The 21,451-nt window shown below is 69.5% G+C and carries 20 protein-coding genes; 12 read left to right on the forward strand and 8 right to left on the reverse strand.

From position 1 onward, the window contains the following. Positions 1-133: 133 nt before the first annotated feature. Positions 134-1,312 (reverse strand): THUMP-like domain-containing protein, encoded by a 1,179-nt coding sequence (locus tag ABD207_RS18320; protein ID WP_344014156.1) that lies wholly within the window; start codon positions 1,310-1,312, stop codon positions 134-136. A gap of 90 nt (positions 1,313-1,402) precedes the next feature. Here ABD207_RS18320 and ABD207_RS18325 point away from each other — a divergent pair, with 90 nt between their 5' ends. The 4 genes from ABD207_RS18325 (at position 1,403) to groL (ending at position 5,518) form a co-directional block, all read left to right on the forward strand. Next, on the forward strand, positions 1,403-2,344 hold the full coding sequence (locus tag ABD207_RS18325; RefSeq protein ID WP_344014158.1) for a polysaccharide deacetylase family protein: 942 nt from the start codon (positions 1,403-1,405) through the stop codon (positions 2,342-2,344). Beyond that, on the forward strand, positions 2,341-3,114 hold the full coding sequence (locus tag ABD207_RS18330; protein ID WP_344014160.1) for a polysaccharide deacetylase family protein: 774 nt from the start codon (positions 2,341-2,343) through the stop codon (positions 3,112-3,114). Before ABD207_RS18325 ends, ABD207_RS18330 begins: the two co-directional genes overlap by 4 nt. 357 nt (positions 3,115-3,471) lie before the next feature. Next, on the forward strand, positions 3,472-3,780 hold the full coding sequence (groES, locus tag ABD207_RS18335; protein WP_167991189.1) for a co-chaperone GroES: 309 nt from the start codon (positions 3,472-3,474) through the stop codon (positions 3,778-3,780). 112 nt (positions 3,781-3,892) lie between these two features. Next, positions 3,893-5,518: a chaperonin GroEL gene (groL, locus tag ABD207_RS18340; RefSeq protein ID WP_344014162.1), complete on the forward strand. Its 1,626-nt coding sequence runs from the start codon at positions 3,893-3,895 to the stop codon at positions 5,516-5,518. A gap of 79 nt (positions 5,519-5,597) precedes the next feature. Here groL and ABD207_RS18345 read toward each other — a convergent pair whose 3' ends face one another. Beyond that, positions 5,598-7,250 (reverse strand): IS1182 family transposase, encoded by a 1,653-nt coding sequence (locus ABD207_RS18345; RefSeq protein WP_344014164.1) that lies wholly within the window; start codon positions 7,248-7,250, stop codon positions 5,598-5,600. 267 nt (positions 7,251-7,517) lie between these two features. Between ABD207_RS18345 and ABD207_RS18350 the strand changes: the two genes are divergently transcribed. Together ABD207_RS18350 and ABD207_RS18355 are read left to right on the forward strand one after the other, a co-directional pair. Next, entirely contained in the window at positions 7,518-8,576 is a 1,059-nt protein-coding gene (locus ABD207_RS18350) for a hypothetical protein (RefSeq protein ID WP_344014166.1), read from the forward strand. Between the two features lie 393 nt (positions 8,577-8,969). Continuing rightward, positions 8,970-10,361, forward strand: coding sequence for a NucA/NucB deoxyribonuclease domain-containing protein (locus ABD207_RS18355; RefSeq protein WP_344014168.1), 1,392 nt, complete (start codon positions 8,970-8,972; stop codon positions 10,359-10,361). Between the two features lie 57 nt (positions 10,362-10,418). On the opposite strand, the gene ABD207_RS18360 is transcribed toward ABD207_RS18355, so the two are convergent. Then, on the reverse strand, positions 10,419-10,883 hold the full coding sequence (locus ABD207_RS18360; protein WP_344014170.1) for a hypothetical protein: 465 nt from the start codon (positions 10,881-10,883) through the stop codon (positions 10,419-10,421). 274 nt (positions 10,884-11,157) lie between these two features. Here ABD207_RS18360 and ABD207_RS18365 point away from each other — a divergent pair, with 274 nt between their 5' ends. The 3 genes from ABD207_RS18365 to ABD207_RS18375 all read left to right on the forward strand — a co-directional run bounded on the left by ABD207_RS18365 (position 11,158) and on the right by ABD207_RS18375 (position 14,286). Continuing rightward, positions 11,158-11,493 (forward strand): hypothetical protein, encoded by a 336-nt coding sequence (locus ABD207_RS18365; protein WP_344014172.1) that lies wholly within the window; start codon positions 11,158-11,160, stop codon positions 11,491-11,493. Positions 11,494-11,678: 185 nt separating this feature from the next. Further along, the gene (locus tag ABD207_RS18370; RefSeq protein ID WP_344014207.1) at positions 11,679-13,526 is read left to right on the forward strand and encodes a PrsW family glutamic-type intramembrane protease; all 1,848 of its coding nucleotides are present in this window, start codon (positions 11,679-11,681) and stop codon (positions 13,524-13,526) included. A 322-nt stretch (positions 13,527-13,848) separates the two neighbouring features. Then, complete coding sequence (locus ABD207_RS18375; RefSeq protein ID WP_344014174.1) at positions 13,849-14,286, forward strand: hypothetical protein; 438 nt, start codon at positions 13,849-13,851, stop codon at positions 14,284-14,286. 78 nt (positions 14,287-14,364) lie between these two features. On the opposite strand, the gene ABD207_RS18380 is transcribed toward ABD207_RS18375, so the two are convergent. Then, positions 14,365-15,072, reverse strand: a complete 708-nt coding sequence (locus tag ABD207_RS18380) for an ester cyclase (protein ID WP_344014176.1) — start codon at positions 15,070-15,072, stop codon at positions 14,365-14,367. A 371-nt stretch (positions 15,073-15,443) separates the two neighbouring features. Next, a complete protein-coding gene (locus ABD207_RS18385) occupies positions 15,444-15,752 on the reverse strand; it encodes a hypothetical protein (RefSeq protein ID WP_344014178.1) in 309 nt (102 codons plus the stop codon). 154 nt (positions 15,753-15,906) lie between these two features. Between ABD207_RS18385 and ABD207_RS18390 the strand changes: the two genes are divergently transcribed. Together ABD207_RS18390 and ABD207_RS18395 are read left to right on the forward strand one after the other, a co-directional pair. Continuing rightward, on the forward strand, positions 15,907-16,230 hold the full coding sequence (locus ABD207_RS18390; RefSeq protein ID WP_344014180.1) for a hypothetical protein: 324 nt from the start codon (positions 15,907-15,909) through the stop codon (positions 16,228-16,230). A gap of 17 nt (positions 16,231-16,247) precedes the next feature. Continuing rightward, positions 16,248-16,541 (forward strand): hypothetical protein, encoded by a 294-nt coding sequence (locus ABD207_RS18395; protein WP_344014182.1) that lies wholly within the window; start codon positions 16,248-16,250, stop codon positions 16,539-16,541. Between the two features lie 355 nt (positions 16,542-16,896). Here ABD207_RS18395 and ABD207_RS18400 read toward each other — a convergent pair whose 3' ends face one another. The 3 genes from ABD207_RS18400 to ABD207_RS18410 form a co-directional block, all read right to left on the reverse strand. Further along, positions 16,897-17,670, reverse strand: a complete 774-nt coding sequence (locus ABD207_RS18400; protein WP_344014184.1) for an SDR family NAD(P)-dependent oxidoreductase — start codon at positions 17,668-17,670, stop codon at positions 16,897-16,899. An 80-nt stretch (positions 17,671-17,750) separates the two neighbouring features. After that, positions 17,751-19,367, reverse strand: a complete 1,617-nt coding sequence (locus tag ABD207_RS18405) for a multicopper oxidase domain-containing protein (protein ID WP_425580743.1) — start codon at positions 19,365-19,367, stop codon at positions 17,751-17,753. A 306-nt stretch (positions 19,368-19,673) separates the two neighbouring features. Next, entirely contained in the window at positions 19,674-20,354 is a 681-nt protein-coding gene (locus ABD207_RS18410; protein ID WP_344014188.1) for an MOSC domain-containing protein, read from the reverse strand. Between the two features lie 82 nt (positions 20,355-20,436). On the opposite strand from ABD207_RS18410, the gene ABD207_RS18415 reads away from it, so the two are divergent. Next, positions 20,437-21,333 (forward strand): LysR family transcriptional regulator, encoded by an 897-nt coding sequence (locus tag ABD207_RS18415; protein ID WP_344014190.1) that lies wholly within the window; start codon positions 20,437-20,439, stop codon positions 21,331-21,333. The last annotated feature ends 118 nt before the right edge of the window (positions 21,334-21,451 follow it).

Genomic DNA, 21,451 nt, shown 5'->3' on the forward strand with positions numbered 1-21,451 from the left:
GAGCTGCCGGGGCGGGCCGAGCTGCCGGGGCGGGCCGAGCTGCCGGGGCGGGCCGAGCTGCCGGGGCGGGCCGAGCTGCCGGGGCGGGCCGAGCTGCCGGGGCGGGCGCGGGAGAGCGGCGGCTGACGGCTGATCAGCCGGCCGGACGGCCGAGCAGCATGGCCGGGGCCCCGGCGACCCGGGTGAGGAACACGGTGACGGCCTCGCTGCCGTGCGGCTTGGGCAGCACCTTGCGGCGCAGTTCCTCCGGTTCCACCGCCGAGCCGCGCTTCTTGACGGTGAGGGTGCCGATCCCGCGCTCCCGCAGCAGCGCCTTCAGCTTCTTGGCGTTGAAGGGGAGCCGGTCGGTGATCTCGTAGGCGGTCGCGTACGGCGTGGGGCGGTGCTCGTCGGCGGTGATGTAGGCGATGGTCTCGTCGATCAGGCCGCCGCCCAGCTCCTCGGCCACCTCGGCGACCAGATGGGCGCGGATGACGGCGCCGTCGGGTTCGTAGAGGTACCGGCCGGGCGGGCGCACCGCCGGGTCGGGCAGGCCGCGGGAGACCAGGGTGCGCGGGCCGGGCAGCAGCGTGGCGCGGAAGGCGCCCTTCGCCGCCGCCGCGCCGAACCACAGCACGGCCTCCTTGACGTCCCCGCCGTCCGAGATCCACTCGGCCTCGGCGTCGTCCGGGACCGCCTCGTGCGGGACGCCGGGCGCGATCTTCAGCGCGGCGGCGAGCGGTGCCGTGCGCGCCGCCCCGATCGCCCAGGACAGCGGGGGTGAGTAGGCCTCGGGGTCGAAGATCCGGCCCCGGCCGCCGCGCCGGGCCGGGTCGGCGAAGACCGCGTCGTACCCGGCCGTGTCGACCCGGGTGACGTCGTCCTCCCGCACCTCGATCAGGTCTGCCAGGCCGAGGGCCTCCGCGTTGGCCCGTGCCGCCGCCGCGGTGAGCGGGTCGCGGTCCACCGCCAGCACCCGGATCCCGGCGCGGGCCAGGGCGATGGCGTCCCCGCCGATCCCGCAGCACAGGTCGGCCACCGAGGTCACGCCGAGCCCGGCGAACCTCCGCGCCCGGTAGGCCGCCACGCTCGCCCGCGTCGACTGCTCGACCCCGTTCGCGGTGAAGAACATCCGGCGGGCGTCCTCCTCGCCGAACTTGGCCACCGCCCGCTGCCGCAGCCGCGCCTGGGTGAGCGCCGCGGACACCAGCTCGGCGGGGTGCTCGCGGCGCAGCCGGGTGGCGACGGCGAGTTCGTCCGCCGGGGCGGTGTCGCGCACCTCCTCCAGCAGAGCGCGGCCTTCGGGGGTGAGGAGCGGGGCGAGGTCGTTCACCGGCTCATTGTGGGCCAGTCGGTGGACCGGGCGCCTCCGGCCGCGGTGTCGGACCGGATCGAGGGCGGCGGGCTGGGAGGATCCGGGCCCATGCGAGTAGTACGACAAAACGATGAAAAGAGGGCGCGGGGTGCGTGGCCGGGGCGGGGCACCCTGGGGCGGGTGCGGGTCGCGCTCGTCGTCCTCGCCCTCGCCGCCCTCGCCCCCGGCTGCGGACGCGGCGAGGCCCCGCCCGCGAGCGGCGAACGGCCCCTGAACGCGCCCCCGGCCCGCGCGCTCGACTCCTACGCCACCAAGCTGCGCGCCGCGCAGGCCGCACGCGCCGCCGCCGCGGAACGCTGGGGGCTGAAGAAGGTGCCGCTGCCCGCCCCGCCGCCGCCGGAGAAGAAGCCGCACATCACCACCCGTGAGGGCTTCGAGGTGGACGGCCACCGGCGCCTCGGGCTCCCGCCGGTCTTCACCACCGTCCCCACCAAGAAGAAGATCGTCTTCCTCACCATCGACGACGGCGCCGAGAAGGACCCGAAGTTCCTGCGGATGATGAGCGAGCTGCGGATCCCCTACACCGCCTTCCTCAGCGACTACGTCATCGACGACGACTACGCCTACTTCGAGCGGATGCAGGACCGCGGCGTCACCCTCAACAACCACACCCTGCACCACCCCTATCTGCCCGCCCTGTCCTACGCCCGCCAGAAGCGCGAGATCTGCGGCATGCAGGAGGTCATCGAGAAGCGCTACGGCACCCGCCCCGTCCTCTTCCGCCCGCCCTTCGGCAACTACAACAAGGACACGCTCCGCGCCGCCAAGCGCTGCGGCATCGAGTACGTGCCCCTGTGGAACGAGGAGGTCTTCGTCGACCGCTGGGAGTACCGCGAATGGCACCGCGAACTGCGCCCCGGCGACATCGTGCTGACCCACTTCCGCGGCACCGGTCACTGGGACGGCACCATGCGCGACATGGTCCGCCGCTTCCTGAACAAGGTCACGGCCGAGGGATACGCGGTGGCCCGCCTGGAGGACTACCTGTGAGGCCCCGCGCCCGCGGCCCGGCGGTGGCGGCCCTCGCGCTGCTGCTCGCCGCGGGCTGCGCCGGCCCCGTGCAGCACCGGGCGGCGACGGCCGGGGACGGCGCCGGCCAGCCGGCCGGCAACAGCACGGCACCCCCTGCCGGCACGCGCCAGCCCGCCGCCGCGCTCCCGCCGGTCGTCGACCGCGTCCGCACCACCGACAGAGTCGTCTTCCTGACCTACGACGACGGCGCCGAACGCGACCCCCGCTTCATCGGCCTCGTCCGCGAACGGCGCCTGCCGGTCAGCCTCTTCCTCACCGACAGCGTGGTGGGCCCCGGCTACGCCCACTTCGCCCGGCTGCGCGCGATCGGCGCGAGCCTGCAGAACCACACCCTCGACCACACCGCCCTGCGCGGGCTGCCGTACGCCGGCCAGCGCGCGGAGATCTGCGGCCAGCAGCGCAAGCTCACCTCCCGCTTCGGCGTCCGCCCCCGCCTGTTCCGCCCGCCCTACGGCACGTACGACGCGACGACCCTGCGCGCCGCCGCCGACTGCGGCATCACGGCGGTCGTGCTGTGGCGGGTGAGCCTGGACGGGGACGGCGAACTCACCTACGCCGAGGGCACGAAGGAGCTGATGCCCGGCGACATCGTCTCCGTCCCGTCCGTCGACCTGCCGTCGCTGTCCCTCGCCGAGCGGACGAGGCGTCTGCTGGAGGAGGCCGGCCGGCGCGGCCTGCGGGTGGCCCGGCTGGAGGACTACCTCGGGAAGGCCGGGGCAGAGCCTTGAGCGCATGCCGAGCGATCTTCGGGCGTATCCGGAAGCCACGTCCCGGCGCATGCCGGAGTGCACGCCCGAGCGGGCCCCTGAGCACTCCCCGGAGTGAATGCCCGACTGCATTCCGAAGTGAACCCCTGGGCGATTCCGAAGTGAACCCCTGAGCGCGAACCCGTGGCCGACGCGCCGCCGCCAATTGGCACTCCGCTTGACCGAGTGCTAATCGCAGTCATAGTCTCGGCTCTGGCACTCCCCGGTGGAGAGTGCCAACCACGCGACGGGCAGGTCCGGCACCCGCGACGACGGATCGACCTGGTCGCCACCTCAGACAGTTAACCCCGTGAGATCTCCGAAGGGGGAGGTCGGATCGTGACGACCGCCAGCTCCAAGGTTGCCATCAAGCCGCTCGAGGACCGCATCGTGGTCCAGCCGCTGGACGCCGAGCAGACCACGGCCTCTGGCCTGGTCATTCCGGACACCGCCAAGGAGAAGCCCCAGGAGGGCGTCGTCCTGGCCGTGGGCCCGGGCCGCTACGAGGACGGTAAGCGCATCGAGCTCGACGTCAAGGTCGGTGACGTCGTGCTCTACAGCAAGTACGGCGGCACCGAGGTGAAGTACAACAACGAGGAGTACCTCGTTCTCTCGGCCCGCGACGTCCTCGCGATCGTCGAGAAGTAATCACCTCGACGCACCTTTGCTCGACTGCGCCCCTGGCCCCCGCATCCCATAAGAAGCCGGGCGCCCGGGGCGCAGTGATTTCACCCAGAATTCCGAGAGGGCTCCCGCTGCCATGGCGAAGATCCTGAAGTTCGACGAGGACGCCCGTCGCGCCCTCGAGCGCGGCGTCAACAAGCTTGCCGACACGGTGAAGGTGACGATCGGCCCCAAGGGCCGCAACGTCGTCATCGACAAGAAGTTCGGCGCCCCCACCATCACCAACGACGGTGTCACGATCGCCCGCGAGGTGGAGATCGAGGACCCGTACGAGAACCTCGGCGCGCAGCTGGTGAAGGAGGTGGCGACCAAGACCAACGACATCGCGGGTGACGGTACGACCACCGCCACCGTGCTCGCCCAGGCCCTGATCCGTGAGGGGCTGAAGAACGTCGCCGCCGGCGCTTCCCCGGCAGCGCTGAAGAAGGGCATCGACGCGGCCGTGGCGGCCGTGTCCGAGGACCTGCTGGCCTCCGCCCGCCCGATCGACGAGAAGTCCGACATCGCCGCCGTCGCCGCGCTGTCCGCCCAGGACCAGCAGGTCGGCGAGCTGATCGCCGAGGCGATGGACAAGGTCGGCAAGGACGGTGTCATCACCGTCGAGGAGTCCAACACCTTCGGTCTGGAGCTGGACTTCACCGAGGGCATGGCCTTCGACAAGGGCTACCTGTCGCCGTACTTCGTGACGGACCAGGAGCGCATGGAGGCCGTCCTGGAGGACCCGTACATCCTCATCCACCAGGGCAAGATCTCCGCCATCGCCGACCTGCTGCCGCTGCTGGAGAAGGTCATCCAGGCCAACTCCTCCAAGCCGCTGCTGATCATCGCCGAGGACGTCGAGGGCGAGGCGCTGTCCACCCTGGTCGTCAACAAGATCCGCGGCACCTTCAACGCCGTCGCCGTCAAGGCGCCCGGCTTCGGTGACCGCCGCAAGGCGATGCTGCAGGACATGGCCGTCCTCACCGGCGCCACCGTGGTCTCCGAGGAGGTCGGCCTCAAGCTCGACCAGGTCGGCCTGGACGTGCTCGGCTCCGCCCGCCGCGTCACCGTCACCAAGGACGAGACCACGATCGTCGACGGCGCCGGCAAGAAGGAGGACGTCGAGGGCCGCGTCGCCCAGATCAAGGCGGAGATCGAGACCACCGACTCCGACTGGGACCGCGAGAAGCTGCAGGAGCGTCTCGCCAAGCTGGCCGGCGGCGTGTGCGTCATCCGCGTGGGTGCCGCCACCGAGGTCGAGCTGAAGGAGCGCAAGCACCGTCTGGAGGACGCCATCTCCGCGACCCGCGCCGCGGTCGAGGAGGGCATCGTCTCCGGTGGTGGCTCCGCGCTGGTCCACGCCGCCAAGGTCCTGGAGAACAACCTCGACAAGTCCGGCGACGAGGCCACCGGTGTCGCGGTCGTCCGCAACGCCGTCGTCGAGCCGCTGCGCTGGATCGCCGAGAACGCCGGCCTCGAGGGCTACGTGATCGTCTCCAAGGTGGCCGAGCTCGAGAAGGGCAGCGGCTACAACGCCGCCACCGGCGAGTACGGCGACCTGATCAAGGCCGGCGTCATCGACCCGGTCAAGGTCACCCGTTCCGCCCTGGAGAACGCCGCCTCCATCGCCTCCCTGCTTCTGACGACCGAGACCCTGGTCGTCGAGAAGAAGGAAGAGGAGGAGCCGGCCGCCGCGGGCCACGGCCACGGCCACGCCCACTGAGCCACACGCTCACAGAAGGCCCGGCACCCTGTGAAGGGATGCTGTTGGTTAATTCGGGCCTGGTCACTTCGCCCCGCCGCTATGCGGCGGGGCGAAGTGCTGTCAGGGGGCTGATGCGGGTGCGGGCTCGGGGTGTGTTGGTGAGCCAGGCGTCGATGCGGATGAGGTTGACGGCGGCGCCGGTGAGCTGGTGCTGGAGGCTGGTCTTCGCGAGGCCGCGGTAGCGGGATCTGCGCAGGCCGCATGCGTGCACGGCTTGGGAGATGGTGCCTTCGACGCCGGCCCGGATGTTGTAGCGGTCCTTCCAGGCAGCGGTTGTCTGGAGTTTTCGCGCCTGCTGCAGTTCTTCGTATTCGTCGCGGGGTCTGAGGTTGATCTCCCGCCGCCGGGGCCTGGGAGAGTTGACGCACTTGGTCAGCTGGGGGCAGGTGCCGCAGTCGGCCGGAGAGAACCGCACCCGGATGGTCGCCAGGCCCTCTTCGGAGCGGCGCTGGGCCCATTGCGTGCTGACAACGCCGTTCGGGCAGGTCACGAGCTGGTTGTCCCAGTCGATGGTGAACGCGTTCTGGCCGAAGGCGGCATCGCCGCGGGCGTGCGGGACGGTCACCGCTTTCAGCGGTCCGTGCAGGTCGACCTGGTGGTCACGGCGGGCGGCGGTCAGGGCACCACCGTTGGCATATCCGGCATCCACCCAGTGCTCGCCCGGCAGCAGATCCCGCCGGGCGAGTTCGTCATGGACCGGGGCGGCCATCCGGGCGTCGGAGACACTCGCGAGAGTCGTCAGCACACTCGTGACGAGGTGCGGAGTGTCCGGGTCGCAGGTCTCTGTGACGTGGACTTTGTAACCGTCCCAGTTGATGTCGCCCTTTCCGCCGGTGCGGGCCTCCAGGTCATAGCAGGTCACCAGGCGCATCACACCTGGTGGCCGGTCTTTTGGGCCCCGGCGGGCCACCTCCCCGTCGACCATGTGGAAGTGCTGCACCCACACCTGCCGCAGCACCTCCGCCTGCGGCAGTCGCCGCAGACTCGGCGGAGCGTCCACGGCCCAGATCATCTTCAGCAGGTGCATGCCGTCGTCACCGATCCGCCGATACGTCTGATCCCGCCGGGACCGGTCCTTGGGAAAGCGGGAGTCCTCGGCCCGGGTGGCATAGTGCTTGAACCACTCCGGCCGGGCACGACCGTTCAGCCAGTCCGGTTCGGCCCGGGCCACGGCGTTCAGTGCCGAGCGCAGGGTTTCCGCGACCAGCTCCAGCTGGTTCACCTCACGCACCGCGGACAGCACATGGGTGGAGTCGGTCCGCGCACGGCCCCGGACGACGATCAGGTCCCGCCGCCGGGCCGCTGCCAGCACGGCGTCCAGGATTTCCCGGCCTCCGTCCGCTTTGATGAGCCGGTCGCGGAACTCCGACAGCACCGAATAGTCGAACCCCGCATCGGCCAGTTCCAGCCCCAGCGCGTACTTCCAGTCAATGCGGGCTCGCACCGCCTGGGCGGCCTGCCGGTCGGTCAGCCCTTCGACGAACTGCAACACCAACACCAATGCCAGCCGCCCCGGTGACCAGGCAGGCTTCCCCCGAACCGGGAACAGACCCGCGAACTGCCCGTCACCGAACAACAGCCCCAGCTCGTCACGCACCCGGATCGCCAGGCTGCCCTTCGGGAAGGCCGCCCGCGCCACCCGCACCGTCTCCGCCGGAATTTCACCCAGCCCTGCCGGCCGCATCGACATCGACACCCTCCCCAAACAACGTCGGCTCTCAAGACCACAACCGGGTCTTGGGAGCCGACGTCACGCGAGGGCCCGAATTAACCAACAGCATCCCTGTGAAGGGTGCCGGGCCTTCGCCGTGTCCCGGTGGTGCGGCCGCCGATCATGGAACCGCCGGACCACGCACCGGCGACCTACCCTTGGACGGCTCATCGGGCCTGTTCGGCTCGTCGGGGTCGCCGGGCGGCGGTCACGCGTCATCAGAGATCGGCCAGAGGGGGAGGGCCCATGCACCACACGCTCTACTCGGAACGCTCCCGTAACCCATTCGCCCGGACCGTGCAGCTCACCGAGGACGGACTGCGCAAGGGCGGCCGGACCACCCCCCTCCACGAACTGAACCTCGCCGCCATGGCCGAGGCCTACCTGCGCGGCAACTGGCTCGGGGCCTGCGGCACCGAACGCCCCCTGGACCACCTGCCCCAGGGACCCGGCGTCGTCCCCGTCACCCGCGTCACCGGCACCACCAAGCCCTGGAAGGTGCGCCAGGCCGCCGACTTCGCCCGCGCCCTCGGCGAACTCGCCGTCCGCCGCTGCGGCGGCCCCGACCAGGTGAGCGCCCTAGCCGGCCGGACCCGCGTGGAGGGCGTACCGCTGTGGATGGCGCGCCGCTACGCCCCCGGCCCCGCCGGACCGGTCGCCGTCGCGGTGGACCGGCGCCTGATCCGCGTGGACGTCTGGGGCCCGCAGGCCCCCGCCGTCCGCATCAGGGCACCCCACGGCTTCCTCGGCGACCGGTCCGCGCCGGGCGCCGGCCTGGTCATGACCGTCGGCGACGTCACCGCCCGGCTCGACCTGCGGAAGAAGCTCCGCAAGTCCAAGAGCCGGGTCGAGATCCACCTGCCCGACCGGCAGTGGACGCTGCGCCGCCAGAACGCCACCAGCTCCTGGCTGGAGCGCGACGGCCACCGCGTCGCCCTGCTCACCCGCCCACCGCGCCGCCCCACCCCCACCCCCGACGACGTACTTCTCCCCCTCGCCACCGTCGACCTCACCGGCCCCGACCCCCTGGACGCCGTCATGGCCCACGCGGTCGCCGTCTCCTTCGGCCTCGGCGACACCACGGGCCTGGCCCGATTCCGCCGCACCCCGCACCCCGCCGCCGAGCCCCTCGAAACCACCTGGGACCGCCCTTGGTTCACCAACCTCGGCTTCACCTCCGACGACAACGAACCCGGCGGCGGCGACGGCTGGGGCAGCGACGGCGGCGACGCCGGCGACGGAGGCAGCGACGGCGGCGGCGACAGCGGGGGCGGCGACGGGGGCGGCGGAGGCGGAGGCGACTGACCGCCGGGCGCGCGCGCCAGCCGTACCTCGCCGCATACTCCTCACGAGCTCGGCTCCAAGTTCCGTCCAGTGGCCTGCGTGCTAGATCGACGTCCGCATTCGGTGGACGAGCGCTCGCCGGAGGCATGCCTCCCTGTGAATACGAAGCCCGTAGTCTTGCCGTTGCCCCCAGCGGTTTCGGGAAGCGCGCCGCCGACAGCGGCCTTGCGAACCACTACGGTCTGGCCAACTACTGCTGAAATCACGTCAATCCCGCCCCCCGAACGCCAGCATCGATCACGTATTCGATAGCCCTGGATCTCGACCCGGTGACGGGCAGTCGGCCCGACACCGATTGAGAACCGGGGGTTCAAGCAAATGGAGCGGGATTGGTCCAGACGTAGGGGCATACGCGTGCTGGCCGTAACGGCGGTGGTCGCAGGGTTGCCGATGGCGGTTCCCTCAACGGCTGGCGCGGACACGATGGCGGGCCTGCAGGTGGAGTCCCACGTACTGCCTGCCGGCGCGGCGAAGCCGTCACTGGAGGAACTGCAGAGCGTCGAGGGGAGGGAAGGACTTCGCCGCGCGGCCGCGGCAGCGGAGCCGGGGGTGGCGTTGGCTCAGGAGACGGTAGGCCCGGCGGCTTCTTACGCCCCGCTGTCCCGACGCCCGTCCGGATCGCCGTCGGCAGACGTCGTTACACCGGTGCAGCCGCGCGTCGCGCCGGGCCCCGCCGCCACGGCCCCCGAGCCCGCGCGGACGATGACCTACAGCGAGTGCGTCAAGGGGCTGGGCGGTGACAAGAAGTTCTACGTCAAGTCCCGATTCGCCGTCTGCAATGGGGCGTCTTTCCTCCAGACGTGGATGCGCAACGGCAAGCCGATTGGCGCCAGTAGCTTCAACGTGCGTGCGGTCGGCACCATTGCCAAGAACAGCCGCACCATCACTTTCCAGTATTATTTCACTGACTTCAGTACCACCGGAACCACCGGTGCGGCAGCTATGCGGATCACTTTGAAGGCCAGCATTCCGCAGAGCTGGCCTTCTGGCGCCAGCTACACCCGTGCAGGGAATCTGCCGGGGACGAAAACGTTCGCCGAGCTCAAGGCGCAGCGCACGTTCAAGGAGACCGTGACCGCCAAGCCTGGACAGGGCAAAGGATCTGCCGACCTCCTCTTCGCGGTGTACGAACCGGCCATCAGCTACAAGCCTCCCGCTCCTTGGCAATTGAGCGGCGATCTGGGCGGCAAGCTGTTCATGCTCGCCCCACGCTGGGATGCCGCGTCCTACCTGGCCAACTCCACTGGAGGCGGCACTCCAGCAAAGAAGGGAGCGGCCACCTTCAGCTATGTCACACCGCTGACCCTGAGCGCGAAGCAAGGTGCGGAGGAACGAGCCGAGGCCGCTCATATACGTCAGGCGTTCCTCGTTCCTCAGGACACCAAGCCCTACATGTCAGCGAAGAAGGTCCCCGGCCAGACGGCGAAGGATCCGCTCCACCGTACGGTGAGCGCCGCTCGCATCAACAAGAATCGCGCGGAGGCGATTAAGCAGTGCAAACGTTACTGGGGTGCCAATTACACCCAGGGTGGCACCCTCGAGTGTGACGAGTACCCCTTCGCCAGCACATACGAAGGAGCCACGGAACCCGAGTTCGACGCGGATGCCAAGAAGTTCAACTTCTCCGTCAAGCCCATAGCGAAGGACGACAACAAGGCTGGCGGCTCGATACTTAAGAGCTTCTACGCCAAGAACCGCATCGTCGACGGCATGGACGACGGGTTCATCGTCAAGATCGTGTCGTGATTCGCGCATCCATGTCTGTGGCGGAGGCGCGTTCGTTCTCGCCACAGACATGCTTGCTCATGCGCCGGCGGGCCAGAATTGGATGAGGTAATGCTCCAGCCCGTAGCCGGTGCCCTCGCCCTCCGACAGAGCGGCGGCCTCGGCTCTGCCCGCGCAACTTACCCGAACCCGCCACGAACCACCGGAATCCCCCAATACGATGACGTCGTCTGCCCGGCCAGTGTGCATGGACCACACGGCGACCTGACCGCTCGTCGACTCGAAGTCAGCTTCAGCCTGCTCGTCCCATTCCGTTGCGTCCTGCGGCGGCGGCCCGTCCCACACCTCGGCCGTGACCGTGGCCGTATGGGTGTGCCCGCCGCTAGTGATGTCCAGTCGGCCGGGATGAGTGCTGAGGAAGGCGCTGTAGTCGAAATCGTCGGGGAACGGAACCGGCAGATCCGCGTCGTCGGACTCTTGCAGACCAAATGCGTGGTACCCCACGTACGCGTCCACGCGCTGCTGCTGGACAAGTTGTGCCACGTGCGCCCCTCGGGAAGTCCGATGTCGGTTTCCTTGGCGGAATGGTAGGCGGGATAGCTCGCTGGTGACGGTCTCGAGCTCTCGTCACGTCCCACTTGACTGATACGCATCGCCCGAGCTGGGTGCACAACTCGAAACCGTTTAGTCGCGCACGACCTCGGCGTCCGCATCGAAAACGCACCAGCAGCTGCTGGCACCAGTCGCACCGACCTTCTCACGTAGCCAGATACAAGGACTCTCCCAGCCCCATCCCGCCCCCGGCGACGTACTTCTCTTGCTCGCCAGTGTCGACCTCGCCGGACCCGACCCCCTGGACGCCGTCATGGCCCACGCGGTCGCCGTCTCCTTCGGCCTCGGCGACACCACGGGCCTGGCCCGATTCCGCCGCACCCCGCAGTCCGGCGGCGAACCGCTCGAGATCACCTGGGAACGCCCCTGGTACACCAACCTCGGCTTCACCTCCGACGACAACGAACCCGGCGGCAGCGACGGCTGGGGCTCCGACGGCGGCGACGCCGGCGACGGAGGCAGCGACGCCGGCGACGGAGGCAGCGACGGCGGCGGTGACAGCGGCGGCGGCGACGGGGGTGAGGGAGGCGGCGGCGACTGACCGCGGAGCCACGAAATCGCCGTCCCGTGAGGTCTCAGGTGCCGGGCACTGGTTCGCGACAGTCACATGAAGCCCTCAAGTTTGACCACAACTCGCCTGTATATGCGTGAGTTGGTCGCCTAGCATCCGTTCACTGTTGCGAATCGGCGATTCATTCAGTGTGTCGGGGGCTTGGCGTGACACTGATGATGGCGGTGGCGGCCGTCTGGGGCGTGCTGCAACTGCTCTTCCTCTCTTTGCCCACGCGTTCGGTGCGCCTGTCGACCGTGCTTCTCGCGCTCCTGGTGGGGGTGTACGGGTGTGGCGTGGCGACCGCGCTGGTGGAGTACAGCTACACCCGCCTCTACGCCGACAGGTCGGGGCAATCGCTGGTCGAGGTGGTGAACACCACCAGCTACACCGTGGCGCCCTGGGTGGAAGAACTCATCAAGCTCAGTCCCTTGCTGCTTACGGGATGGAGTCTTGCCATCCGCCGGCAGTGGGGACTCACGGACTTCGTGGTGCTGGGCGCGGCGCTGGGCAGCGGCTTCGGATTGCTGGAGGCCGTCCTCCGGTTCGGCCTGGACTCGGACAGGGCGGTGTCCCGGGGCGAGGGCTGGATCATCCCCGACAGCTTGTCGGCGCCCTATGTACCGGGCCCTGGGCAGGTGTTCACGTCCTGGCTGCCCGCACCGTTCAGTCAGCTGGAAATGGCCGGCCCCACGGTCACCGAGACGTTCACCCACCTGGTGTGGACAGCGGTTGCCGGCTTCGGGGTGGGGGTGTTGTTCCGCGCCCGCGGGTGGGCGCGCTTGTTGTGCGTGCCCCCAGTGCTGGCCGCTGCCGGCCACCACACGTTGAACAACTACGCAGCAGAGAGGTCTCGCGCCCAGGCCACGGATTGGCTCGAGCTTGCGAATGGGACGGTCTGGGCGTGGCCGCTGGCGTGCATGGCCCTCGCCATGGCCGTCGACGTGCGGCGCCTCCAACAGGGCAAACGTGCGGTGCCGGCTGTCCTGCTGTCCTTAGAACGTGCTGATGGTGACAGCGCGGCAGCCCTGCTGCGATATGCGGCCTGGCGTCTGCCGTGGACGCTGCTGATCATCCTTCGTTACGTCGAGCTGCGGCGGTCTCTGCTGTACGCCGCAGCCGTCGCGCCGCACGACCCTGCCACCAGGGAACTCGGTTCCCTCCTGACGGGAATCGCTGCGCGTATGGACGCGTCCGACAACCAGGTGGCCTGGCGGTCGGTCAACATCCATGCTTGGTTGCGGGAAAGACGCAGGTCTCGCACTTCCCGAGCGTGGTGGCTCCGGCTGAGTCCGTGTCTTCTCACGCTGCCGTCGCTGGTGTTTCTGGGCGCCGGCTCGTTCACCTCCACCGCTGGTCTCCAGGAGTACTTCACGACGGGGCAGGGTCCGACGATCCTCATGGGGTTCGCCATCGCTGCCCTCGCCTGGATCACTTACCAGCTGATCGTCCTGTTACGGGCCTGGCGGCAGGCATCGTCCCAGCCCGTGGCGGAGATGCTGGCCACACATCGCTTTCGCTTCGGCACCGCGGCAGGAGCGGCCACGGCAGGAACCTTCCTGCTGTGGCGGGGGCTCGGGTCGGCCGGCCCCGATGGCAGAAGTATCGAGACCCTGCATCTGCTCGAGGCGCTGGACACATTCTTCGTCTACCTCGGCTTCCCCCTGCTCCTGCTCTCCCTGCTGGCACTGTTCCCACCCACCGGCTTTGCGCTGGCCGGAGGCGGTGCAGTCGGTGCGGTCACAGCCCCAGCCGCCCTGAACGCGGCGCCCTCGGGATCGCAGGGATTGTGCTGCTCGCAGTCGGAGCGGGGGGATCGGGGGCGGGCGGACCGGGAGGATCGGGCGGTGGCCCTCGTAGTGACGTTCCACCGTGGCTACGAGAGAAGTGGAACAGGGGCCGAGAATTCAACAGGGAAAATTGGCGCCGCTACCCAGCGAATGAGATCTACCTTGAGAATGGAAAGGTGCTCGACTCGTATTTACCTGGAGAGGAAATCGTCTCGCGCAAGTTCACTCAGGTAGCCAAGATCACGCCCGGCACTTTTAAGAACTATTTGAATGAGCTTGGCCAGAAGTATAGCCCGGGGACGGTTGTTCCGGACACGCCGAAGGCGCGTGCCGAATATCCCCAGTTAATTGGAGAGCCGTTAACGGGGAGATGGGTCTTGGAGGTCCCTGTCCAGTCCCAGCCTGTGCCAGAATGGGCGCTCAAAGAAGCGGCGAACCGTGGCGTAATGATCAGGGATGTGCAGGGTTTCGTCTACCGGCTACCGAAAGGTACGGGTTGAAATCGCTCATGATGTGGACCTACTGCGAGCAGTGGAACCGTCTGACGGAAGCTCCCATGAAGCCGCTCACGCCGGAGCAGGCAAGAGCCCGACACGAATCCGGCAAACTCTACACCGCCGTACCCGCTTCCAAGGACGGCTCAGCGCCGGAACTCCGTGTGGAAGTGCGATTGGAGACCGGCTACGCCTCGGTCATCTTTATGGATGAGTACGGTCGCGACGTGCTCAACTACCAGTTCACGCTGATCGACGGTTCGCTCTTCCTGGAAACGGTGAGGTTGTACCGTTATGGGGCATCGCAGGAGCGCGGCGGATACGCAGACGTAGAAAGCATGGAAACCTGCAGGTTTACGACCGATGGCGTCGTCCAGCGTACGGTTGAGGAGGGGCGGGAGGGGACGAGCGAGAGCCGCGACGGCATTGACGTCTCCTCAAACTGGGAACCTGTCCCGGAGTTCGGGGAGTACGCCTCGCTGATCCGGCGCGATCGCTGAGGGCGGTGGGAAGGCGGCCTCGCTTGGCGGGAGCGGGACTCGTTGAGTTGAGCCCCGCTCGCCCGCCGGCCCTCTCCTCTACAACTCCGTCGGTTCCAGGGCTCCCAGTTGGGCCATCAGGCCCAGGCGGTCGTACTGCCACCAGCCCTCGGCGATCTTGCCGTGGCTGTCGAAGCGGAAGATGGTCGTGCCGGTCATGGAGACCTTCTTGCCGGTGGGCGGGATGCCGAGGAACTCGCCCTTGTGCGTGGCGTCCCAGGACCACCGGGTGCAGACGCGGTCGCCCTCGGCGATCTGGTCCTCGATGCGCATGGTGAAGTCGAAGCCGTTGCGCCACATGGTCATCTCGCGCCGGAACTGGTCCAGCCCCATGGTGTCCTGCTCGTTGGCGGGGTCATGGTCGTGGTAGTGCTCCGCGACCAGGCCGGCCATCGGTGACAGATCGCCCTCGCTCTGCAGCACCTCGAAGAACCGCCGCGCTGCGTCCGCGTTCAGCCGCGCGTCCCGCACCACGTCGAGGTCGGTGAAGGTCGGCGTCTCCTCGCAGAGCGCCACCATCTCCTTGAAGATCCGGTCCGTCTCCGGCAGCCCGGAATTGCGCATCGCCTCCTCGTACGACGGGAACTCCACGATCTCCACGACATGCGTCGCGTCCGAGTGGTCCTTGCCGACCATCGCGTGCGTCGCCGTCCGCTTGCCCTTGGTCTGCTCGACCCACTTGTCCAGGAGTCGGTCCATCTCCTCCAGCCGACTCGTCTTGCAGTCGATGAGCTGTACGAAGGTCATGGTGCCCACCTCTCCGGCCCCCCTGCATCCGGATATGTCAGCACCATCCTCCCACCGGGGCGCCACGCCCACAGCTCGCGTGAGCCCTGCAGCGGACGGGCTACCGCTGACCTTTTCCGGAGGCCGCGCCGGAGCGGGCCGCGGCGAAGAGATCAAGGTCGTGTGCGTTGACCAGCACGAGGTCTTGGTCGGCGGCCCCCGCGGATGCACCGATTCCCCAGCGAACCCCCCAAGGCCCGCCAGCCCATCCTGCCAGCCCCGCCGCACCGCCCACGCCTCGATCGCTGCCCACTGCGCCGACCGCCCCGTCCGGAGGGCATCCGTACTGGTCAGGCGGCCCCCTCCGGCCCAGGAAGCGGCCTCGGCGTGGCCTAGAAGCCCCGCTCGTGCTCCCGCACGTAGGTGAACCCGCGGGGCAGCTCGTGCGGCCCGGCCAGGCCGGCCCGCTGATGATCCTCTCGATACGCGGCACGCGCCTCCGCGCTGGCCTCCTTGCCGAGGTGGCCGATCCGCATCAGATGCCCGGCGACCCGGTGCGCGGCCACGCCGTACGCGACCTCTGGCTCCGCATGCCGCAGATCCTCACGGTTCGCCTCCCGGAGGACCGGTGTGTAGCACAGCAACGCAACCGGCCTCTCCCCGCTCCGCGCCGGGTAGCGCAGCATCCCGGCGCGGTTCACGCTGCACGGTCGAACGAAGAAGGAACGCTTGATCGATCCTGGGGGGAACGGGGATGTCTTTCGACGACGAGTGGGCCCAGTTGAAGGCTGACGCCCTGGCAAGGCGGTCGGCAGCCTCCCCTGGCGCTTCGGCGGTGACCCCGACAACACGTCCATGGGGCCCATCGCCACCCAGGTGCGGCGTGGAGCCGAAGTGCTCGGATACGACCCTGAGAACCTCACAGACCAGCAGCGGAACGTGATCGAGGATGCGCTCCAGGACCCGGCGCAGAACCTCTTCATCGCCTCGGAATACCTTGCCCAGCTCAAGGCGGAGAGCGAGTTCGCCGACGTGCCGGCCGAGGAGATGACACCCGCCCAGTACCAGGAACTCGCCGCGCGCTACAACGGCGGTCCCTACTGGCGGACAGACGCTGCCCAGGCATACGGGCGCGGCTTCATGAACAACCTGAACGACGCAAGGAACGCACTCCGGTGATGTCAAACCCTCCGTCCGTGGACAACGACACAGGCTGCCTGCGTGCGGTCCTCGCAGTCCCGATCCTGCTGCTGACGCTTATCGCTGCCCTTTTCTGTTGGGCAGCGCTGACCATCCGTCCGTCCGGCCCCTGGGACGACGAGGCCTACGCCGCAATCATCTTGGCCTGCGTGGTCACCATCGGTGCTACTGCTGCCGTGACGGCACTTTGGCTCATACCGTCGGTCCGTCGGATCATTCCGTGGTGGTGCATCAGCCCAGCACTCCTGCTGGGCATCGTCGCGGGTGTGCAGTGGATGAACCAGAATTAGGGGACAGCGCAACGCCGGGCTTCCCCGCGCTGGTCGGGCCAGCGGCTGTCCCTGTAAGAGAACCGGCGAGCCCAGTCGGGCGGTCAGGAAGGTGAGCCGGCCACGCGCAGGCTCTTCACGAACAGGCCAGCACCTCCCACTCCGTCGACCGGTCCACCACCTCGACGGTGCGGCCGTCCAGCGACGGGGAGGCCAGCGGATCCTCGACCGGCAGCGGCATCCACAGGCCGTGCGACGCGCCCCGGACCGCATGCTTCCGCAGTTCAGATGGTGGACCCGCACGCGAATGCCTCCTCATCCCGCCGTCCAGGCCCGTATCCGCTCCCCAGAGCCTGCCCGCCGGCCGCCGCTCCCGCTACTGCGGCCCGTACTTCCGGCCGGTCCGCGACGAGATCGTGCCCAGCATGCCCCGCGGCACCAGCTTCGCCGCGCCCATCAGCGTCTTGTAGCGCGGGTCCGGGATCGACACCGTCTTGCCGCGGGCCAGGTCTTCCAGGGCCGTCGTGGCGACCTTGTCCGCGTCCAGCCACATCCACTTCGGGATGTTGTCCGTGCCCATCCCGGCCCGGTCGTGGAACTCGGTGCGCACGAAGCCGGGGCACAGCGCCATCAGCCGTACGCCGCTGTCCGCCAGGTCCTTCGCCGCCCCCTGCGTGAACTGCACGACCCACGCCTTGGACGCCCCGTAGGTCCCGCGCGGGACGAACGCCGCGACCGAGGCCACGTTCACCACACCGCCCCGGCCCCGCTCCCGCATGGTCTCCGCCGCCGCGGACGTCAGCCGCAGCACCGCCTCGCAGTGCACCTTGAGCATCCGCAGCTCGTCGGCCATGGGCACGTCCAGGTAGCGCCCCTTGTTGCCGAAGCCCGCGTTGTTGATCAGCAGGTCGACGGGGTTCTTGCGGTCCCGGAGCCGTTCGGCCACCGCCTCGATACCGGCGTCCTCCGCGAGGTCGGCGGTGAGCACCTCCGCCTCGATGCCGTGCCGGTCGTGCAGCTCGGTGGCCTGCTCCCGCAGCCGGCCCGTGTCGCGGGCCACCAGCACCAGGTCATGTCCGTCCGCCGCCAGCCGCCGCGCGAACGCGGCACCGATACCCGATGTCGATCCCGTAATCAGAGCCGTTGTCATGGCCCAAGGGTAGTGAGCCGGAGCGGAGCGGTCCGCTCACACCGCTGCCGGTGCCGGGGGTGTGCGGGAGCCCGGCCGGTTCATCCCGCTTCGTGCCCGTGCGCCTGCCCCGCCGGCGCCGGCTCCTTGCCATGGTCCCCATGGCCCGGGTGGGTGCTGTGGCTCCGGTGGCCTCCGTGGCTCCCGTGATCGTCTTGGTCCGCGTGGCTGCTGTGACGTCCGGGACTGTCGGGGTCGCCGTGCCCCCCATGACCCTCATGGTCCGGCGGGCTTCCGGCCGGTCGGCCCTTCTCGACCACCACGAACTGGCCCATCATCCCCTCGTCCTCGTGGTACAGCAGATGGCAGTGGTACATGTACGGGACGTCCGGATCGGCCGGCCCCGTGAAACGCAGCGCCAGCTTCATCGTGACGCCGTGCGGCACGAACACCGTGTCCTTGCGCCCGCGCAGCTCCGGCGGCGGCGTCTTGCCGTTCACCTCCATCACGCGGAACTGCACGTCGTGCACATGGAAGTTGTGGGGCATGCCGTCGGTGTTGCGTATCGTCCAGACCTCCGTCGTGCCGCGCGTGACCGTCTCGTCGATGCGCCCCATGTCCATCGCCCGGCCGTTGATCCCGGACCGCTTGAGGTCGAAGTGCCGTGCCTTGACGGCTTGTTCACCGTCGGGCAGTTCTGGGGCGGCGACCAAGGTGCCGGGAAGCTCGGGGGACGGGCGCAGCCGCTCGGCCGCGCGCAGCTCCAGGACGTCGAAGGTGTCGTCACCGCCGTTGAAGCGGCGCTGCCCTCGGTCCCCGTAGTTGCGCTGCGGGAAGCTGCGCAGCATCACCCGCTCACCGGGCTTCATCCGTACGACGATCTCGGCGCGTTCACCCGGCGACAGCTGTATGCGGTCCATGCGCGCCGGCTGCTGCAGCAGACCGCCGTCCGTGCCGATCAGCGCGAAGTCGCGCTCGTCGGCGAAGCCGAAGGCGTAGGTGCGGGCGGTGGACGCGTTGAGCAGCCGCAGCCGCATCAGCTCGTCCTGGACCTTCCGGTACGGGCGCAGGGTGCCGTTGACCATGGTCCGGTCGCCGAGGAAGCCGACGTTCTGCATCAGGCCCCGGTCCCCGGCCAGCCGGGATCCGTCGAAGCGGACGTCCTGCACGACGACCGGCAGGTCGTCCACGCCGTAGCGCCTGGGCAGCGGCAGCCGCCCCGAGGTGTCGTCGTCCAGGAGGAACAAACCCGCAAGACCGCGTCGTACGTGGTCCTCGGTCCGGCCGTGCGGATGCGGGTGGTACCAGAGCGTCGCCGCCGGCTGGTCGACCTTCCAGTGCGGGGTCCAGGTGGCTCCGGGGGCGACCATCTGGTGCGGGCCGCCGTCCATGCGGGCCGGCAGATGCATGCCGTGCCAGTGCACGGTGGACGGCTCGTCCAGGGTGTTGCTGACCCGCACCCGGACCTTCTCGCCGCGCTTCGCCCGCAGCGTGGGGCCGAGGTAGGAGCCGTTGAAGCCCCAGGTCGGTGTCCTCACCCCGTCCCGGAACTCCGTCTCGCCGGCCTGCATCCGCAGATCGAAGACGCGGGTGCCGTCCTTCTCCACGGTCGGCTCGGCCAGCGGCGGTATCGCCAGCGCGTTGTCGAACGGCGCCTTGCCCACCGTGCTCACCTTGGCGTCGGTCCACAGCCAGTACAGCAGCGCGCCGATGGCCATGGCGGCCACGGTCACCAGCGCGACCAGCAGGAGGACAAGGCGCTTCCAGCGGAAGGGGCGAGGGGCCGCAGCGGTCGGGTTTCCCCAGGCCGGCACGGCGTCGTGGGACATACGGCGAGTCATGCTCCGAGCGTCGTGGATCATGACCTGCCGGACATCGGGGAACGTCCCCGATCAGCCCCTGATCCGGCCCGGGCGGGGAGCCGGGGTTTCCCCCTAGGAGCCCTTCGGGGCGCCCGACCCTCGCCACAGGCTGACGCGACATCAAGCAGCGCCGAAATGACGACAAGTAGTGCCTACGTATCGTCAACTGGCCGACGAAACCCCGTACTTCTCCGTCCACTGCCGTGCCTCCGCCAGCGCCTCCGGATGGAGCGCCTCGCCCGCCGCGAGCAGGCGCGGCAGCAGCGTCCGCTCCGTCGTCACCGCCCGGAACTGCAGCGCGACCGTCACCTCGTGATCGGGCCGGTGCACGATCCGCACCGGGTCGCCCGCCCGTATCTCACCGGGCCGGATCACCCGCAGATACGCGCCCGGCGCACCCCGCTGGGTGAAGCGCTTCACCCAGCCCTGCTCGCCCATGTGGCCCTGGAAGGTGCGGCAGGGGATACGGCCGCTGGTGACCTCCAGCACGACCTCCTCGCCGATGCCCCAGCGCTCACCGATCAGGGCGCCGGAGACGTCGATCCCCTCGGTGGTGAGGTTCTCGCCGAACGCGCCGTTCGCCAGCGGGCGGCCCAGTTCCCGCTCCCATGCGTCCAGGTCCTCGCGGGCCACGGCGTAGACGGCCTGGTCGTCGCCGCCGTGGTGCCGCGTCTCGCACACCGCGTCCCCGGCCAGACCGCTGCCGCCCACTCCCTTCGGCCCCGGCGCCGCCACCCGCACCGGCCCGTCCACCGGCCGCTTGTCGATGCCGGTCAGCCCCTCGGGCTGGTCGGTGTACGGCACGGCCTTCGGGCGCCCGATATTCACAGACAGAAGCTTCATGGCCCGCACGGTAGGCCTCACGATGCCAAAGCGTCGACGCATTATTCGGCGCTGTATCAAAGGAGCGCTTATCCTTCAGGGTGTGATCGAAGCCCGTCATCTCCGTGTGCTGCGCGCCGTGGCCACCACCGGTTCGTTCTCCGCCGCGGCCCGTGAGCTGGGCTGCACCCAGCCCGCCGTCAGCCAGCAGATGAAGGCGCTCGAGGCGTCCGTCGGCACCCCGCTGCTCGTCCGCACCGGCCGCGAGATGCGGCTGACCCAGGCCGGTGAGGCACTGGTGCGGCACGCCGCGGGCATCCTCGCCGGGCTCAGCGCCGCCGAGGAGGAGGTGGCGGCCATCGCCGGGCTCCGGGCGGGCCGGGTCCGGCTGGTCTCCTTCCCCAGCGGCAGCTCCACGCTCGTACCGACGGCGCTCGCCGCACTGCGCGACGCGCATCCCGGCACGCGGGTCTCCCTGGAGGAGGCCGAACCGCCGCGATCCGCGGAGATGCTGCGCGAGGGCGACTGCGACGTGGCGCTCGCCTTCCGCTACGAGGGGTCGGCGGGGGCGGAGGAGTGGGACGACCTCGTGGTGCGCCCGCTGCTCACCGACCGGCTCGTCGGCCTCCTCCCGGAACGGCACCGGCTGGCACGGGCGGCGTCCCTCGCCATAGGGGAGCTCGCCGAAGAGCCGTGGATCGCGGGCTGCCCGCGCTGCCGGGGGCAGCTGGTCGAGGTGTGCGAGGCGGCCGGCTTCACACCGCGCATCGACTTCGCGACCGACGACTATCCGGCGGTCGCCGGGCTGGTCGGCGCCGGCCTCGGTGTCGCCGTACTGCCGCAGCTCGCGGTGGAGTCGGTACGGCCCAGAGGTGTCCGCACGGTCTCCCTGGAGCCCGCCGTGCGGCGGGAGATCGTCGCGCTGACCCTCCCGGACCTCGCCCAGGTTCCGGCGGTCAAGGCCACGCTGGATCAGCTGGCTCGGGCGGCTGACCGGTAGGCCCGGGTGGTTCGGTGGCGCTCGGCAGCCTTGGGTGGTTCGGCGGGGCCCGGTAGGCCCGGGTGGTTCGGTGGCGCTCGGCAGCCTTGGGTGGTTCGGCGGGGCCCGGTAGGCCCGG

The organism is Streptomyces thermospinosisporus, assembly GCF_039526425.1.
Taxonomy (GTDB): Bacteria; Actinomycetota; Actinomycetes; order Streptomycetales; family Streptomycetaceae; genus Streptomyces; species Streptomyces thermocarboxydovorans.